Raw genomic sequence first — 16,225 nt, forward strand, 5'->3', positions numbered from 1 at the left:
CCGAATAAATCACTACCGTTCAGGTTAAAATTCTGCTTATTTTTCGATCCATGTGTTTTCAAACTGCCCATCGCGTTGCCAAAAAACTAATCACCTGGTTAATGAGAATAAAAAGAGGAAGCCGCTGAGTGAATAAATTGAGTACACTGCCCCTACTCAATCTGATTTGGACAAGTGGCTAATGAAACTGACTATCGTGCGTCTGGTGACCTTTAGCGACCAGGATCATATCGACCTGGGCAAGATCTGGCCGGAATATTCCCCTTCGTCGCTGCACGTTGATGAGACCCACCGCATTTATGCCGCGCGTTTTAACGAACGCCTGCTGGCAGCGGTTCGCGTAACCCTGAGCGGTACGGAAGGGGCGCTGGACTCGCTGCGCGTGCGTGACGTCACCCGTCGTCGCGGTGTGGGACAGTATTTAATTGAAGAAGTGATCCGCGAAAACCCGAGCGTGACCTCATGGTGGATGGCTGATGTGGGCGTGGAAGACCGCGGCGTGATGGCGGCGTTTATGCAGGCGTTAGGGTTTACGGCGCAGGAAAGCGGGTGGGAGAAGCGCTAAAAGAAAGCCGGGTGGCGGCTGCGCCTTACCCGGCCTACATTATCTGCCGCATTTTCCCAAGCATTTCGTGTTGCAGGAAGGCGGCAAGTTATGAAATCCCCGGGAGCTTACATAAGTAAGTGACCGGGGTTGAATAACGCAGCCAACGCACCTGCGGCGCGAAAGGCGACGGGAAAATTATTTGGCGTCGGTCGCCGTGCCGTTCGCATGCCAGTCAAACACGCCGAACTCGAAGCCCTTCAGGTCGCCCTTCGCGTCCCAGGAGAGTGGTCCCATGACGGTCTGGACCGTGTTCGCTTTCAGCCAGGTGGCAATCTCAGCCGGATCGGCTGACTGGTTCAGGCCCGCCTGCAGAGACTGCAGCGCCGCGTAGGTGGTCCAGACGAACGCGCCGCTTGGATCCTGTTTCTTCGCCTTGATGGCATCTACGATAGGTTTGTTCGCAGGGACCTGATCGTAGTTCTTCGGTTTGGTTACCAGCAGGCCTTCGGCTGATTCACCCGCAATGTTAGACAGGGAAACGTTCGCCACGCCTTCCGGGCCCATAAACTGGGTTTTCAGGCCCGCAGCGCGCGCCTGGCGCAGGATCTGGCCCATTTCCGGGTGGTAGCCACCGTAGTAAACGAAATCAATATTCTCTTTCTTCAGGCGCGCCACCAGGGTGGAGAAGTCTTTCTCACCGGCGGTGATCCCGTCGAAGAACACCACGTCGGCATTCGCTTTCTTGAGGTTATCCTGCACTGAACGCGCCAGACCTTCACCGTACTGCTGCTTGTCATGAACGATGGCAATGCGCTTCGGCTTCACTTTTTCAACGATGTATTTCGCCGCGGTTGGGCCCTGGTCAGAGTCCAGACCGGTGGTGCGCAGGGTCAACTTGTAGCCACGCGCGGTCAGCTCCGGTGCGGTCGCTGCCGGGGTGATCATCAGAATACCTTCGTCTTCGTAGATGTCAGACGCAGGCTGAGTCGAGGAAGAGCACAGGTGACCGATAACGTATTTGATCCCGTCGTTCACCACTTTGTTCGCGACCGCGACCGCTTGTTTCGGGTCACAGGCATCATCATATTTTACGATCTGCAGTTTTTCGCCCTTGATACCGCCCTTAGCATTAATGTCTGCAACCGCCTGTTCAGCGCCGGTAAATTCCTGGTCGCCGTACTGTGCTACCGGACCGGACATTGCGCCAACCACAGCCACCTTGATGTCTGCCTGTGCCATGGTGCTGAATGCCAACGCGATACATCCTGCCAGTAACGCTTTACCCTTCATGTTCATCCTGAGATTCCCCATTATTATGGTTATTACGATTGTTGTGATGTTGTTGTGCAGCGCTTTATATCAGTTATAGGTGTGCTGTCCGCGCTTTTTCAGCATACTCTGCTAAAACATACCCGATTTTTATGATTTTGGAATAGCTAATTTGAAATGAATATATGATAAGCCCGGCAGGGATTTTCGCCGGGCATATGGCTTTAACGTGTCAGCGACGCGGAGATAATGTCCAGCGCTTTACGGAACTGCGCTTCAGGGATAGTCAGCGGATACAGGAAACGAATGACGTTGCCGTAGACGCCGCAGCTCAGAAGAAGAAGCCCTTCCTGCAACGCGCGCTCCTGCACCTGTCGAGTAAATTCCGGCGAAGGCTGGCCCGTTTGCGGGTCGTTAAACTCCACCGCCACCATCGATCCCTGCGCGCGAATGTCAGCGATATACGGGCAGTGTTCCTTCGCTTTGTTCAGCACTTCCACCAGGTGATGGCCAAGATGCGCCGAGCGCGTGCAGAGATCCTCTTCATCAATCACGTCGAGCACGGCATGCGCCGCCGCAATCGCCAGCGGGTTCCCGGCGTAGGTACCGCCCAGCCCGCCCGGTGCAGGGGCGTCCATGACCTCCGCACGGCCAGAAACCGCTGAGAGCGGCATCCCGCCCGCCAGGCTTTTCGCCATGGTGATCAGATCGGGCTTCACGCAATGGTGTTCCATCGAGAACAGCTTGCCGGTACGGGCAAAGCCGCTTTGCACCTCGTCGGCAATCAGCAAAATACCGTGGGTGTCGCACAGGGCGCGCAGCGCCTGCATAAAATCAGCTGGCGCAATGTTGAAACCGCCCTCTCCCTGAACCGGTTCGAGAATAATGGCCGCGACCTGGTCGGGTGCGATATCCGCTTTAAAGATGCGTTCCAGGCTTTTCAACGCTTCCGCCGTGCTGACGCCGTGCAGTTCATTCGGATACTGCGCGTGATACACCGAACCGGGGAACGGGCCAAAGCCGAGCTTGTACGGCGCAACTTTGCCGGTCAGCGCCATGGTCATAAAGGTGCGGCCGTGGAACGCGCCGCCGAAGGTGATTAGGCCGGGACGTTTAGTGTACGCCCGGGCAATTTTGACCGCGTTTTCGACCGCCTCTGCCCCCGTGGAGAAGAACGCGGTTTTGGCCGGACCGTCAACGGGCACGCGCTGGTTGATGCGCTCGGCAAGCGCCACATAGCCTTCGTACGGCACAATCTGGTACGCCGTATGGGTAAACGCGTGGAGCTGTTTTTCAATAGCGGAAATGACTTTTGGATGGCGATGGCCGGTATTCAGCACCGCGATCCCGGCGGCGAAGTCGATGTACTCGTTACCTTCCACGTCCCACACCGTGGCGTTTTCAGCTTTATCAGCATAGAAGTTACACATCACGCCGATGCCGCGCGGCGTCGCCTGTAAACGCCGGTCGTTCAGTTCGTTATTTTTCACCCTGTCCCCCTGAGAAAGTCGCCTGCTTAGCGCATCAGTAAGTGTTTGCCAGGGGGAGGGAATTCGCCAGAGCGGGCGCTAAAAAAACAAAACCCCCAGACTTTCATCCAGGGGTTCTCGGTGTACTTCGCGAAAATTACGCTTCGATAGCGGCGCGAAGTTTTTTCATGGCGTTCTTTTCAAGCTGACGGACACGTTCCGCAGAAACGCCGTAGCGGTCAGCCAGCTCCTGCAGCGTGGACTTGTTGTCTTCGTCCAGCCAGCGGGCGCGGATAATATCCTGGCTACGCTCATCGAGGCCTTCCATCGCATGGGTCAGCTTGTTCGCGGCCTGATCTTCCCAGTTATCCTCTTCGATGCCGTCAGCAAAGTTAGAGGTTTTATCCTGCAGATACAGAACCGGCGCCATTGGCTGGCTGTCAGATGCGTCGTCGTCGGAGGACATATCAAAGGTCATGTCCTGCGCGGCCATACGGGATTCCATCTCACGCACGTCTTTGCTGGTTACGCCCAGCTCGCGCGCCACCATTTCCACTTCATCCTGGTTGAACCAGCCCAGACGCTGCTTGGCTTTACGCAGGTTGAAGAACAGTTTGCGTTGCGCTTTTGTCGTGGCGACTTTCACGATACGCCAGTTGCGCAGCACGTATTCATGAATTTCTGCTTTGATCCAGTGCACAGCGAAGGAGACGAGTCGCACACCCACTTCCGGGTTAAAGCGACGCACAGCCTTCATCAGGCCGATATTACCTTCCTGAATCAAGTCCGCCTGCGGCAGGCCATAGCCCGCATAGTTACGAGCAATGTGAACAACAAAGCGCAGGTGAGACAGGATCAGCTTTTTCGCTGCTTCCAGATCGCCCTGGTAATGCAGCTTTTCAGCAAGCTCCTTTTCTTCCTCGGCCGTTAACATCGGCCAGGTGTTCGCAGCCCGGATATAAGATTCCAGGTTACCAACAGGGGCTAAAGCTAAAGTTTGCATTTCTTTGGTCATTCATTCCTCTCAATGTTTCTTCTGGTCCTGGTCGTCCCCGTCAGGCAACAACCATGCCAAAGCGTTTGAGCAACGAGATTAGCATTCACTCTTTTATCAGACAGTGATTTTATCCACAAGTTCCAGGTGCAACGGTGAATAAATTACGCACAAATTGTGACATGGAGATGATAACAGGGGAAGCGACAACAGGGACGCTTTCCCTGCAGAGCGAGCATCTCGGTGCAGGGAAAGATTATATCACGCTTTTATTAGTCGGGAGTAAAGTGACGTAAATGTTGAACGGTTGCCAGCCAGGCTGCCACCCACCCAATCATCGAACAAACCAGCAGCAGCAACAGACACTCATCGAAGCCTAAGCCACTGATATCAAACTTCGTTCCGAAAACCTGCGCCACTTCAGTCACGGCAGAAGAGAGCCGCATCACCAAAATTTCTGACAATATCAGTGAAAGAAATGCACCGGAAAAACCGAGCAATGCGCCACCGTAAAGGAACGGTCGGAGGATGAAACCATCCGTCGCACCAATCAGTTTCTGCACGTTAATAGTATCGCGACGGGCAAAGATGCTCAGGCGCACGCTGTTGCCGATGACGAGGAAGACCGCCGCCACCATCAGCACGCCAATCATCGCCGCGACGCGTCCTACCAGCCCGGTCAGGGCAGCAAGGCGCGCAAACCAGCTGTCGTCCATGCGCACTTCATCAATGCCCTTAATGCGCGTGATGCGATCGCGCAGGGTGTTAAGCGAATCGGTCCCCTGGAAATCCAGCTTCGGGATCACCACCGCCACGGCGGGCAGCGGGTTCTCTTCGAGCATATCCAGCGCGCCGCCAAAACCAGACCAGTTACGGAACTCGCCCAGCGCGTCTTCACGGGAGAGATAGTTGACCTTCTCCACGCCCTGCTCGGCCTGGATTTGCCCGACCACCTGTGCCGCGGCGTTATCGTCGAGCGCTTTATCCATATAGACCGTGATCTGCGGAGACGGATAATACTGTGAGGCCGCCTGGTTGACGTTTTTATAGACCATATAGCAGACGCTTGGCAGCGTCAGGGAGATGGCGATCACCATCACCGTCAGGAACGTCGCCAGCGGCTTGCTTTTCAGGTCCTGCAGTGCGCCGTGGAAGGCGTAGCGCACCTGCTCGTTAAACACGTTGGTTTTACGGGAGGCCGGTTTTGGCGCGGCCTTCTGGCGCTTCGGCGCATTACGATTGCCGTCACCACCGCCCTGCGGCTTACGGAAACGGTCAAACCGGTTTCCGAACTGCCGAATCTGGTTTATTGCATCACGCTTATTCACCGTGGCCTCCGTGCAAATGCCCGTCGCTCAGGGTCAGCATGCGGTACGAACGACGGGAAATGAGCCCGATGTCGTGCGTGGCCATCAATACGGTGACTCCTACGCGGTTGAATTCCTCAAACAGACGCAAAATCCCTTCGGACAGGGCATCGTCCAGGTTACCGGTTGGTTCATCCGCCAGCAGTACGGCAGGCTTGTTCACCACCGCGCGGGCGATGCCCACGCGCTGCTGTTCACCGCCGGAGAGCTGGATCGGGAAGTTCTTCGCTTTGTCCAGCAGCCCGACCTTATCCAGCGCCGCAGAGACGCGACGGCGGATATCGTCATAGCTGGCGCCGGCAATAATCAGCGGAATGGCCACGTTATCGAAAACGGTGCGATCCATCAGCAGGTGGTGATCCTGGAAAATCATGCCGATCTGACGACGCAGGAACGGCACTTCGCGGTTTTTCAGGCGGCTGATCTCATGGCCGCCGAAAAAGATTTTCCCGGCGCTTGGCCGCTCGATCCCACAGATAAGCTTGAGCAGGGTACTTTTCCCCGCGCCGGAATGGCCGGTCAGGAATGCCATCTCGCCCGGCTGCAGGTGGAATGTTACCCCCTGCAGCGCTTGTCTCCCACCGAGATAGGCCTTGCTGACGTGTTCAAAGCGAATCATTGTTAGTCCTCTCGGGCAAATAATGCCTCAATAAAGTCGTCCGCTTTAAACGGACGCAAATCCTCAATACGCTCGCCCACACCGATGTAACGGATAGGAATACCGAACTGGTCGGCCACGGAGAAGATCACCCCGCCTTTCGCGGTGCCGTCCAGCTTGGTCAGCGCGATCCCCGTCAGTCCTACCGCTTCATTGAACAGCTTCGCCTGACTGATGGCGTTCTGTCCGGTGCTGGCATCAATGGTCAGCATAATTTCATGCGGCGCGTCTTCGTCCAGCTTCTTCATGACGCGAACGATTTTCTTCAACTCTTCCATCAGGTGCGATTTGTTCTGCAAACGCCCTGCGGTATCGGCAATCAGCACGTCCACGTTGCGCGCCTTCGCCGCCTGGATGGCGTCGAAGATCACGGACGCGGAGTCCGCGCCGGTATGCTGGGCAATCACCGGAATGTTGTTACGCTGGCCCCAAACCTGCAGCTGCTCAACCGCTGCCGCGCGGAAGGTATCGCCCGCCGCCAGCATCACCGATTTGCCCTGCTGCTCGAACTGACGCGCCAGCTTGCCGATGGTGGTAGTTTTACCCACGCCGTTCACGCCAACCATCAGAATAACAAATGGCGTTTTGCCTTCAATATTAAGCGGTTCGTCAACTTTTGCGAGAATTTCACCCATCTCGTCTTTCAGCAGGCCGTACAGCGCTTCGGCGTCGCGCAGCTGTTTGCGGCTCGCCCCTTCGGTCAGATTGGCGATGATCTTACGGGTGGTTTCCACGCCGACGTCCGCAATCAGCAGCTGTTCTTCCAGCTCTTCAAAGAGATCGTCGTCGATCTTCTTGCCGCGGAACAGACTGATAAATCCGGAACCTAAGTTTTCTTTGGTTTTGAGCAGGCTGCGCTTCAGGCGCGCGAAGAAACCTTCTTTGGTCGGTTTTTCCTGCTCCTGGACGCTCTCTTCTTCGGCCTGCTCTTCTACCGGCACGACGATGACCGCTTCTTCCGCGGCTTCTGCCGCCAGCGCCTGGGCTTCCAACTCTTCATCGGTCAGCTCTGGCTCGAGTGCCGCTTCTTCTTCCACCGCCTCAACAATTTCAACGGTTTCCGCTTCGGCCTGCCACTCTTCGGCAGAAACCTCTTCGGCTTTCACCTCTTCCGGCAGCGGCAGCTCTTCGTGTTCGATAACGGCCTGCGGCGCTTCGGCAAGGGCCTCAATGACAACCGGCTCTGGCTTCTCGCTCTCCTGAACCTGTTCCGTGACCTCAACAACCTCTTGTGCAAAGGTTTCAATCTCTTCTTTGCTGTGCGCCGTTTCTTCCGCTTCGACAACCGCGGCGGTTTCTACAGGCGTTTCAGGCTGTGACTGCTCTTCAACGGCTTGTTGCTCTTCGGTTTTCTGTTCTGTTTCTTGCTCTTTTTCACCGAAGCCCAGCCAGGAAAAGAAGCCACGTTTTTTTTGTTTTGCCATCTGCGACTACACTCCTCGCGGCGCTATATACATGGAAGCTAAAAAAATGATGAAATAGTCTAACACTTTACTTAATTGACATCACCGCCCGCAATCGCAGGCCAATTGTTAACAGAGCTTTCCTGAGATGAAGAAACCCAACCGCGCCCCGGCCGGTCAAATTCGTATTATCGGCGGTCAGTGGCGAGGCCGGAAATTACCGGTGCCGGACAGCCCCGGTTTACGCCCTACCACCGACCGCGTGCGCGAGACGCTGTTTAACTGGCTGGCCCCGTCAATGGTAGACGCCCACTGCCTGGACTGCTTCGCCGGAAGCGGCGCGCTCGGGCTTGAAGCGCTGTCGCGCTATGCCGCCAGCGCCACGCTGCTGGAGATGGAGCGCGGCGTTGCGCAGACGCTGCAGCAAAATCTGGCGACGCTGAAAGCGAGCAACGCTAAAGTCGTGAACACCAACACGCTGAGTTTTCTTGCGCAGAAAGGCACGCCGCATAACGTGGTGTTTGTCGATCCGCCGTTCCGCAAGGGGCTGCTGGAAGAGACGTTATCCCTGCTTGAGCAAAACGGCTGGCTGGCGGATGACGCGCTAATTTACGTTGAAAGCGAAGTGGAAAACGGTTTACCGCCGGTTCCCGCGTACTGGGATCTGCACCGCGAAAAGGTCGCCGGCCAGGTCGCTTATCGTCTTTATCACCGTCAGGCACAAGGAGGCTCCGATGCCGGTACTGATTAACCTGGGACGTTTGCTGATGCTGGGCGTCTGGGCGTTTTTAATTCTCAACCTGGTACACCCCTTCCCGCGCCCGATGAATATTTTCGTTAACGTCGCGCTGATTTTCACGTCGTTCATGCACGCCCTGCAGATGGTGATGCTGAAAAACGGTCTGCCGAAAGACGGCCCGCAGATGACGGGCTGGCAGCAGCTGCGCGTGTTTATTTTCGGCGTGTTTGAACTGCTGGTGTGGATGAAGAAGTTTAAGGCGCAGGTGAAGAAGTAAGGCGCGGCCTGATGCCCTCACCCTAACCCTCTCCCTGTAGGAGAGGGCCGGGGTGAGGGGAAAATTACCGCTCCGGTTCAAACCCTTCAAACCGCGTCCCTTTGTAGTTCAGCGTTCCTTTCTCACCCACCGTCAGCTGATGGTACTGCTGCGCCTCCAGGCGGAAGGTCATCTCCAGGCCGCCCGTTTCCGGTCTAAAGCTCGCTTCATAGCGCATTGCTGTGCCCGCAGGCGTCACCTGCTGCTGGCGCGAGCGGCGGTCGTTGAGCGGTTTCTCGCGTTTATTGGTCACCACCACGCGCTTTTGCATCAGCGGTGCGGCATCGTTATCCGCCTTCTCGCGGCGCTGCTGCACGAAACGGAACGAGGCGGCAATGACGATAATCGCCACCACGATAATGAAAAAAAGCGGCATCTTGCTCATTCGACAATCCCATCAGATTTTGCGGAATTCAGGATACCTTGCCTCCCCCGCCATTGCCAAACGCCCGCCCGCGTCACTACACTGGATCAGAAACTGATTATTCAGACTTAACAGATACAGGGAGTTAATATGCTTTGGTCATTTATCGCTGTCTGTTTTTCCGCATGGCTTTATGTCGATGCGTCGTATCGCGGTCCCACCTGGCAGCGCTGGTTGTTTAAACCGGTCACGCTGTTGCTCCTGCTGCTGCTGGCCTGGCAAGCGCCGATGTTTAACGCCGTCAGCTATCTGGTGCTCGCCGGGCTGTGTGCATCCCTGATTGGCGATGCCTTAACCCTGCTGCCGCGCCAGCGCCTGCTGTACGCCGTTGGGGCGTTCTTCCTCTCCCATCTGCTGTATACCATCTACTTTGCCAGCCAGATGACGCTCTCCTTCTTCTGGCCGCTGCCGCTGGTGCTGCTGGTGATTGGCGCCCTGCTGATTGCGGTGATCTGGTCACGACTGGAAGAGATGCGTTTGCCGGTCTGTACGTTTATCGCCATGACGCTGGTGATGGTGTGGCTGGCAGGTGAACTGTGGTTCTTCCGTCCGACCGCTCCGGCGATGTCCGCGTTCTTCGGCGCCGCGCTGCTGCTGATCGGGAATGTCGTCTGGCTGGGCAGCCACTATCGCCGCCGCTTCCGGGCGGATAACGCGATAGCCTCCGCGTGTTACTTTGCCGGGCATTTCCTGATTGTGCGTTCGCTGTATATCTAAATAGCGCTTGACTCTGGAGTCGACTCCAGAGTGTATGCTGCGGTTAATGAGAAAATTATCATTGCCGGAGACTGCCATGTCGACTCCAGAAATACCTAAAAAAGTTCCTCAATTCTCGGCACTTAAGCTCAGCCCGGTGCCGTCGAAAGACGACTGCTGCTGCGAAGGCGCGTGCGAAACGCAAGCTCAACCTCTTCCTGAAAGCGGCAACCGCTACAGCTGGGTCGTCAACGGCATGGACTGCGCGGCCTGCGCCCGCAAGGTGGAAAACGCCGTCAAACAAGTGCCGGGCGTGAGTCACGTTCAGGTGCTGTTCGCCACCGAAAAGCTGCTGGTCAGCGCCGATAGCGACGTCAGCAAGCAGGTCGAAGCCGCCGTCAGCCAGGCGGGCTATACCCTGCGCAGCGAAACGGCGCCCGTTGAAAAAGCCTCCTCCCTGAAAGAAAACCTGCCGCTCATTACCCTCATCATCATGATGGCCCTGAGCTGGGGTCTGGAGCAGATTAACCATCCGTTCGGCAATCTGGCGTTTATCGCCACCACGCTGGTCGGCCTGTTCCCGATTGCCCGTCAGGCGCTGCGCCTGATGAAAAGCGGCAGCTGGTTTGCCATCGAAACGCTGATGAGCGTGGCGGCAATCGGCGCGCTGTTCATTGGCGCGACGGCAGAAGCGGCGATGGTGCTGCTGCTGTTCTTAATCGGCGAACGCCTTGAGGGCTGGGCGGCGAGCCGGGCGCGTAAAGGGGTCAGCGCGCTGATGGCGCTGAAGCCGGAAACCGCCACTCGCGTCATAAACGGCACGCGTGAAACGATCGCCATCAACACGCTGCGCCCGGGCGACGTGATTGAAGTGGCCGCAGGGGGGCGTCTGCCCGCAGACGGCGCGCTGCTTGGCGCCACCGCGAGCTTTGATGAAAGCGCCCTGACCGGGGAATCCATTCCGGTAGAGCGCGCCGAGGGTGAAAAAGTACCTGCTGGCGCCACCAGCGTCGACCGTCTGGTGCAGCTCACCGTGCTTTCCGAGCCGGGCGACAGCGCCATCGACCGTATCCTGAAGCTGATTGAAGAGGCGGAGGAGCGCCGCGCGCCGGTCGAACGCTTTATCGATCGCTTCAGTCGGATTTATACCCCTGCCATCATGCTGGTTGCCCTGCTGGTCACCGTCGTCCCGCCGCTGTTCTTTGGCGCCCCGTGGGAGGGCTGGATTTATAAAGGGCTGACGCTGCTGCTGATTGGCTGCCCGTGCGCGCTGGTGATTTCCACCCCGGCGGCGATTACCTCAGGTCTGGCGGCGGCGGCGCGGCGCGGCGCGCTGATTAAGGGCGGCGCGGCGCTGGAGCAGCTGAGCCAGGTTCAGCATATCGCCTTCGATAAAACCGGTACGCTGACCGTGGGCAAGCCGCAGGTGACCGGCGTGTATCCTCAGGAAACCAGTGAAGATGAGCTGCTTACACTGGCCGCCGCCGTTGAACAGGGGTCCACTCACCCGCTGGCGCAGGCGATTGTGCGAGAAGCGCAGTCGCGCGGGCTGAACATCCCTCCGGCAACCGCCCAGCGGGCGCTGGTCGGGTCAGGGATTGAGGCCACCGTTGACGGTAAAAATGTGCTGATTGTCGCGGCAGGCAAGTCTTCCAGTCCAGAGGTTGAGGCGTTAGAACAGACCGGACAAACCGTCGTGACCGTCCTGCAGGACGGTGTCGCGAAGGGAATGCTGGCGCTGCGCGATACCCTGCGCGATGACGCCAAAGAAGCCGTAGCGGCGCTGCACAAGCTGGGCGTGCAGGGCATTATACTCACCGGTGATAACCCTCGCGCGGCGGCAGCGATTGCCGGTGAGCTGGGGCTGGAGTTTAAAGCCGGATTGTTGCCTGCGGATAAGGTCAGCGCCGTGACGGAACTGAACGCTCGCGGGCCGCTGGCAATGGTCGGTGACGGGATTAACGACGCCCCGGCGATGAAAGCGTCCACCATTGGTATTGCGATGGGCAGCGGGACCGACGTGGCACTGGAAACGGCCGACGCGGCATTGACGCACAACCGCCTGACCGGGCTGGCGCAGATGATTAGCCTGGCGCGGGCGACGCGGGCCAACATCCGTCAGAACATCGGCATTGCGCTCGGTCTGAAAGGGATTTTCCTCGTGACGACCCTGCTCGGCATGACCGGACTGTGGCTGGCGGTGCTGGCGGATACCGGGGCAACGGTGCTGGTGACGGCGAACGCGCTCCGGCTGCTGCGTCGGCGATAAAAAAAGCCCGGTGGCGCTAACGCTTACCGGGCCTAGATGTCCTGCTAACTCGTAGGTCGGGTAAGGCGAAGCCGCCACCCGACTTTTTTATAAGACATAGCTCATCGCCAGGCCTAAAAACAGCACCAGACCGACGTAGTTGTTGTTCATAAACGCTTTAAAACAGGCGTCACGTTCACGCTTCGCAATCAGCTTTTGCTGGTACGCAAACAGCAGTCCCGCCACCAGCACGGACCAGTAAAACTCCCAGTTCAGCCCGTTCAGGCGGCCGATCGCAACCATCAGCGCCAGTACCGCGACCTGCAGGATGCCGATAATCAGCTTGTCCTGACGACCAAAGAGGATGGCGGTGGATTTGATGCCAATTTTCAGGTCATCGTCGCGGTCTACCATCGCGTATTGCGTGTCATACGCCACGGCCCAGAGAATATTCGCCAGGAACATCAGCCAGCAGCTGAGCGGTAAGGACTCACTAACCGCCGCAAACGCCATCGGAATCGACCAGCCAAACGCCGCGCCCAGCACCACCTGAGGCAGGTGGGTATAGCGCTTCATAAACGGATACACCCAGGCCAACGCCAGCGCCGCAACGGAAAGCAGAATGGTCATGGTGTTGAGGGTCAGCACCAGCATGAAAGAGAGCAGCACCAGCACAATGAACAGCACGCGGGCTTCTTTCCCGGTGACCTGCCCGCTGGGTAACGGACGACCGGCAGTACGCTTAACATGACCGTCGAATTTACGATCGGCATAGTCATTCACCACGCAGCCAGCCGCACGCATCAGCCAGACGCCGGCAACGAACACAGCCAGGATCCACAGCGGCGGCACGCCCGGCGTGGCGAGCCACAGCGCCCACAGGGTCGGCCACAGCAGCAGTAACGCGCCAATGGGTTTATCGGTACGCATTAAGCGGTGATACGCCAACAGCTTATTCTGCGTCAGGCTCCACTCCATTTTTTCTTCCTCTTAGTACAACGGTGATGCCGGTAAAAAAAGCTCCGTCAGAATTAACGGTTTACCGCTCAGGCGAAGGCGGGAACGACGCCCCCAGAGTTCGGCATCACGACCAATCTCAATAAAATCCCGGGTAAGCTCAGACGAGGTAAAAAGGTAACGCCCCAGAGGCGTTTTCCCCAGACGTTGCAGCGCGAGCTCTGGCCCGGAAAGGGTGGACTCGGGGACCACCGTCCGCCCGGCAAGCCACGGCTCACCATCAGCACAGAGTAAAATTTCGCGCAGCCAGTAGCGTGGCTCTTGCGGCAGCAGCGGCAGCTCGCTGGCGATCTCATCGCCAGAGACAAACCCTTCCTGAATCAGGGTCACCGTGACCGTTTTACCCTGTTGCTCAAAACGTTTCGTCATGGAATCTTCCAGCAACAACCAGTCCAGTTGCTGCGGATCAAGCGCAGGTATTTGGTCGAAATAGCGCAGCGCACGCAGTTGCGTTAGCGCAGGGTGTGACATGCCAGACTCTCCGATACATAACGTAATGGCATTGTATCGCAGAAACACGGATTGAGGGGGGCCAAACGTTATTTAACGATCACGATCGCAACATGGGCGCAACAGCCTGGCGGCTACGAAAAAAAGTGCGCCCACTCAGGCGCACCAAACTACTAACAAATCAGCACTGTGGGGAAACGGTTACCCCTTGCCTTTTACACTGCTGATAAAGGTGGAACGGGCAGTGGTTGAACCTAAACGTTCGGCTTCATCAAGCAGTTTCAGCGCTTTATCGACATCGCCGCGCTTCACCGCCTGCTTAATGGCGTTGTTGAAGTACTCTTCGGTGTCGTTCAGTACCGGCTCGGCTTTCTTCGCCGGGGCAGGCGCTGCGGTCGCTACCGGTGCGGCTGCCGTGGCAGCTGGCGCGGTATAGGCAGGAGCAGCTGTGTTACCTACAGTGACAGGGCCGGAACCGGAAGAGCCAAACAGCGGGCCGACCAGCACGCTTGAACCGCTGTTCGTTTTCACCTTCAGCTTTAACATTCCGTCGGTGACGTGACGAGCAATCGGGTCTGGAATATCAGGAATCGCGTTACCGGTACCTTTTGCGTAGGCTTTAGCCGGATCGAGCAACGTGGTAGTCTTCTGAAGATCTTGCTCAGTGGTAAAGACCAGAACGTAGAGTTTTTGCTGGCCCAGCGCTGGCGTAAGGCGCATGACGCCTTCCAGACGGTCGGCGCTCATCACGCCGGGTTCCTGATACGTAAAGTATTCACCTGGGAAAAAGGCAGATGGCGTCATGTTCTGATCGAGAATTAACACGTTTGGTGCAAATACACTCGTCTGCTTATTAACTTCACTGGTCAAGGTAATGGCCAGTTCACCAATATTGGCGGGTACGCTATACGCAGCGACAGGGCCGGTAATACCCGGAACATTAAGTGACTGACCAGCCGTTGAGAGCTGGGTGGTCTGGGTTTTAGACTGATCGACAGGGGTCCAGACAAGCTGTTGCAATGCAGCTGTCGGAATGGCTGGCGCGGATGTTGTGTTTTGCGGAACGAAATTGACGTTAGCGAGCGTTACAGCAGGCGCGCTTGCCAGCAGCCCTGCGGTTAAACAAAGGGCAAGGAGAGTTTTGTTCATTTTCATTGTTATCACCTCAAAATGCACAGGTCAGCGGTAGCCAGGCAATAGCGCGCCGTCCCAAGGATTGAGGGGCTTGCGCCCCTCAGTTTGGTCATTACGTCAGGTTAAGACGGGATTACCACCAGATTTCCATCTGGGCGCCGAAGGACCACTCATCGTTGTCGCCGCGGCTGAAGCTTTTCGCAGTGGTATCGCTATAGGCCATGCCTGGGGTGTAACCCGCAACGGAGTTTTTACCTGAAGGCGCATAACCCCATTTCTCATCCCACTTGGCATAGGTGGCGAAGACGCGGATTGCTGGACGTGACCAGATGCTGTCGCCAGCCTGCCACTGTTGTGCCAGGGTGATTTTATACTGGTTGTTGGTTTCGCCAGTTTCCTGAGATTTGACGTTGTCGTAGCCCACTTCAAGCAGAGTGCTCATGATAGGCGTCCATTTGTACATAGGACGAACGCCTACGGTCCACCATTTCGTACCGTTGTTGTTATCCCAGTTGATATCCTGGTACATACCGACGTACATCAGATCCCAGCTATCGCCCAGCGAGATAGCACCGTGGTCAAGTACGCGCCACAGGTGCCCGTTGTTGTTGATGCCGTAGTTGATATCGTCAGTGGTGCCAATGTTCGAACCTTGCGACAGACCTTTACCCTGAGAGGTCATAGAGTCAGTTGCATATTGCAGAACGAATTTGTTGTAGCCTTTCAGCATGCTCTGCGTGTGTTCAGCAGTGAACATCCAGCCGTCTTTAGATGCGCCGTCGATCAGGTGATAATCATCACGTGGGTTTGCACGGCCGTAATCAGCCCCCAGCTCCAGGGTACCGCCCGGGTTAATTTCCATCTGGGCTAAACGCACGTCAAAGACATCGTTCGCCGTGCGAGTGGTGTAGTCATAAACGCTGTTGCTGGCGAAGGATGAAGAACCGCCGGCTTCAGAAGAACGGGTTGCAGCCAGAGAGAGCTTACCAAAACCTACGTCGATGTTTTCCAGACCTGCACCAGGACCTGAAATATCCCAGTAGTAGAAGTCGATCATGTGGACGTCATGACGCTGATAGAAGCGCTTACCGGCCCAGATAGTCGAACCTGGCAGCCACTCAATCAGGTTTTTACCCTGCACGTTGGCTTCACGGAACGCCGGGTCAGTGGCCTCCCAGTCGTTCTGTTGCGCCACGGAATACGCAACGTTGGTGTCGAAGTAGAAGCTCTTATCGCCTTCTTTCCACACTTCCTGGCCCAGTTTCAGTTCCGCATAGGTTTCACATTCGTTACCCAGACGGTATTTACTTTGAGCACCGGTTGCCTGGAAGCACTGTTGTTCGCCGCCACTACCCGTCCAGCCGATACCGGAACGAGCATAACCATGGAAATCCACGGCCATTGCCTGAGCAGACATTACGCCCGCTGCGACGGCAACTGCCAGAGGAAGTTTGCGCAGAGTAATCATCATTCTATCTCCTGAGATCATTGCTT

16 protein-coding genes are annotated in these 16,225 nt (G+C 56.8%); 5 read left to right on the forward strand and 11 right to left on the reverse strand.

Features of this window, described 5'->3' with window-relative positions:
- The first annotated feature begins 181 nt into the window (after positions 1-181).
- Entirely contained in the window at positions 182-565 is a 384-nt protein-coding gene (gene panM / locus UR289_RS17470; protein ID WP_210867590.1) for an aspartate 1-decarboxylase autocleavage activator PanM, read from the forward strand.
- Positions 566-742: 177 nt separating this feature from the next.
- Here the strand turns inward: panM and livJ are convergent, their stop codons facing one another.
- The 6 genes from livJ to ftsY form a co-directional block, all read right to left on the reverse strand.
- Complete coding sequence (gene livJ, locus UR289_RS17475) at positions 743-1,843, reverse strand: branched chain amino acid ABC transporter substrate-binding protein LivJ (protein WP_074147346.1); 1,101 nt, start codon at positions 1,841-1,843, stop codon at positions 743-745.
- Positions 1,844-2,040: 197 nt separating this feature from the next.
- Positions 2,041-3,306, reverse strand: coding sequence for a 4-aminobutyrate--2-oxoglutarate transaminase (locus UR289_RS17480; protein ID WP_029741816.1), 1,266 nt, complete (start codon positions 3,304-3,306; stop codon positions 2,041-2,043).
- 136 nt (positions 3,307-3,442) lie between these two features.
- Entirely contained in the window at positions 3,443-4,300 is an 858-nt protein-coding gene (gene rpoH / locus UR289_RS17485; protein ID WP_023310018.1) for an RNA polymerase sigma factor RpoH, read from the reverse strand.
- A 251-nt stretch (positions 4,301-4,551) separates the two neighbouring features.
- Entirely contained in the window at positions 4,552-5,607 is a 1,056-nt protein-coding gene (gene ftsX, locus UR289_RS17490) for a permease-like cell division protein FtsX (RefSeq protein WP_032662628.1), read from the reverse strand.
- The gene (gene ftsE / locus UR289_RS17495) at positions 5,600-6,265 is read right to left on the reverse strand and encodes a cell division ATP-binding protein FtsE (RefSeq protein WP_025758973.1); all 666 of its coding nucleotides are present in this window, start codon (positions 6,263-6,265) and stop codon (positions 5,600-5,602) included. The genes ftsX and ftsE overlap by 8 nt, the downstream gene beginning before the upstream one ends.
- A 2-nt stretch (positions 6,266-6,267) precedes the next feature.
- On the reverse strand, positions 6,268-7,728 hold the full coding sequence (ftsY, locus tag UR289_RS17500) for a signal recognition particle-docking protein FtsY (RefSeq protein ID WP_064672999.1): 1,461 nt from the start codon (positions 7,726-7,728) through the stop codon (positions 6,268-6,270).
- Positions 7,729-7,855: 127 nt separating this feature from the next.
- Here ftsY and rsmD point away from each other — a divergent pair, with 127 nt between their 5' ends.
- Together rsmD and UR289_RS17510 are read left to right on the forward strand one after the other, a co-directional pair.
- Positions 7,856-8,458 (forward strand): 16S rRNA (guanine(966)-N(2))-methyltransferase, encoded by a 603-nt coding sequence (gene rsmD, locus UR289_RS17505; RefSeq protein ID WP_196355176.1) that lies wholly within the window; start codon positions 7,856-7,858, stop codon positions 8,456-8,458.
- A complete protein-coding gene (locus tag UR289_RS17510) occupies positions 8,442-8,723 on the forward strand; it encodes a DUF1145 family protein (protein ID WP_010436509.1) in 282 nt (93 codons plus the stop codon). Before rsmD ends, UR289_RS17510 begins: the two co-directional genes overlap by 17 nt.
- A 64-nt stretch (positions 8,724-8,787) precedes the next feature.
- On the opposite strand, the gene UR289_RS17515 is transcribed toward UR289_RS17510, so the two are convergent.
- Positions 8,788-9,147 carry a DUF2500 domain-containing protein gene (locus UR289_RS17515; RefSeq protein WP_087823768.1) on the reverse strand — a complete coding sequence of 120 codons (360 nt, stop codon included), beginning with the start codon at positions 9,145-9,147 and terminating at the stop codon, positions 8,788-8,790.
- Between the two features lie 129 nt (positions 9,148-9,276).
- Here UR289_RS17515 and UR289_RS17520 point away from each other — a divergent pair, with 129 nt between their 5' ends.
- Both UR289_RS17520 and zntA read left to right on the forward strand, forming a co-directional pair.
- Positions 9,277-9,903, forward strand: coding sequence for a lysoplasmalogenase (locus UR289_RS17520; RefSeq protein ID WP_029741976.1), 627 nt, complete (start codon positions 9,277-9,279; stop codon positions 9,901-9,903).
- A 76-nt stretch (positions 9,904-9,979) separates the two neighbouring features.
- The gene (gene zntA / locus UR289_RS17525; protein ID WP_320711085.1) at positions 9,980-12,151 is read left to right on the forward strand and encodes a Zn(II)/Cd(II)/Pb(II) translocating P-type ATPase ZntA; all 2,172 of its coding nucleotides are present in this window, start codon (positions 9,980-9,982) and stop codon (positions 12,149-12,151) included.
- 87 nt (positions 12,152-12,238) lie between these two features.
- Here zntA and ubiA read toward each other — a convergent pair whose 3' ends face one another.
- The 4 genes from ubiA to UR289_RS17545 form a co-directional block, all read right to left on the reverse strand.
- Positions 12,239-13,108 (reverse strand): 4-hydroxybenzoate octaprenyltransferase, encoded by an 870-nt coding sequence (gene ubiA, locus UR289_RS17530; protein WP_033144387.1) that lies wholly within the window; start codon positions 13,106-13,108, stop codon positions 12,239-12,241.
- A 12-nt stretch (positions 13,109-13,120) separates the two neighbouring features.
- Positions 13,121-13,618: a chorismate lyase gene (ubiC, locus tag UR289_RS17535; protein ID WP_023334136.1), complete on the reverse strand. Its 498-nt coding sequence runs from the start codon at positions 13,616-13,618 to the stop codon at positions 13,121-13,123.
- Between the two features lie 180 nt (positions 13,619-13,798).
- Complete coding sequence (gene malM, locus UR289_RS17540) at positions 13,799-14,752, reverse strand: maltose operon protein MalM (protein ID WP_320711086.1); 954 nt, start codon at positions 14,750-14,752, stop codon at positions 13,799-13,801.
- Positions 14,753-14,864: 112 nt separating this feature from the next.
- Complete coding sequence (locus UR289_RS17545) at positions 14,865-16,202, reverse strand: maltoporin (RefSeq protein ID WP_072210885.1); 1,338 nt, start codon at positions 16,200-16,202, stop codon at positions 14,865-14,867.
- Positions 16,203-16,225: the final 23 nt, after the last annotated feature.

This window comes from Enterobacter sp. 302C9 (assembly GCF_034106085.1).
GTDB classification, from domain to species: domain Bacteria; phylum Pseudomonadota; class Gammaproteobacteria; order Enterobacterales; family Enterobacteriaceae; genus Enterobacter; species Enterobacter asburiae_B.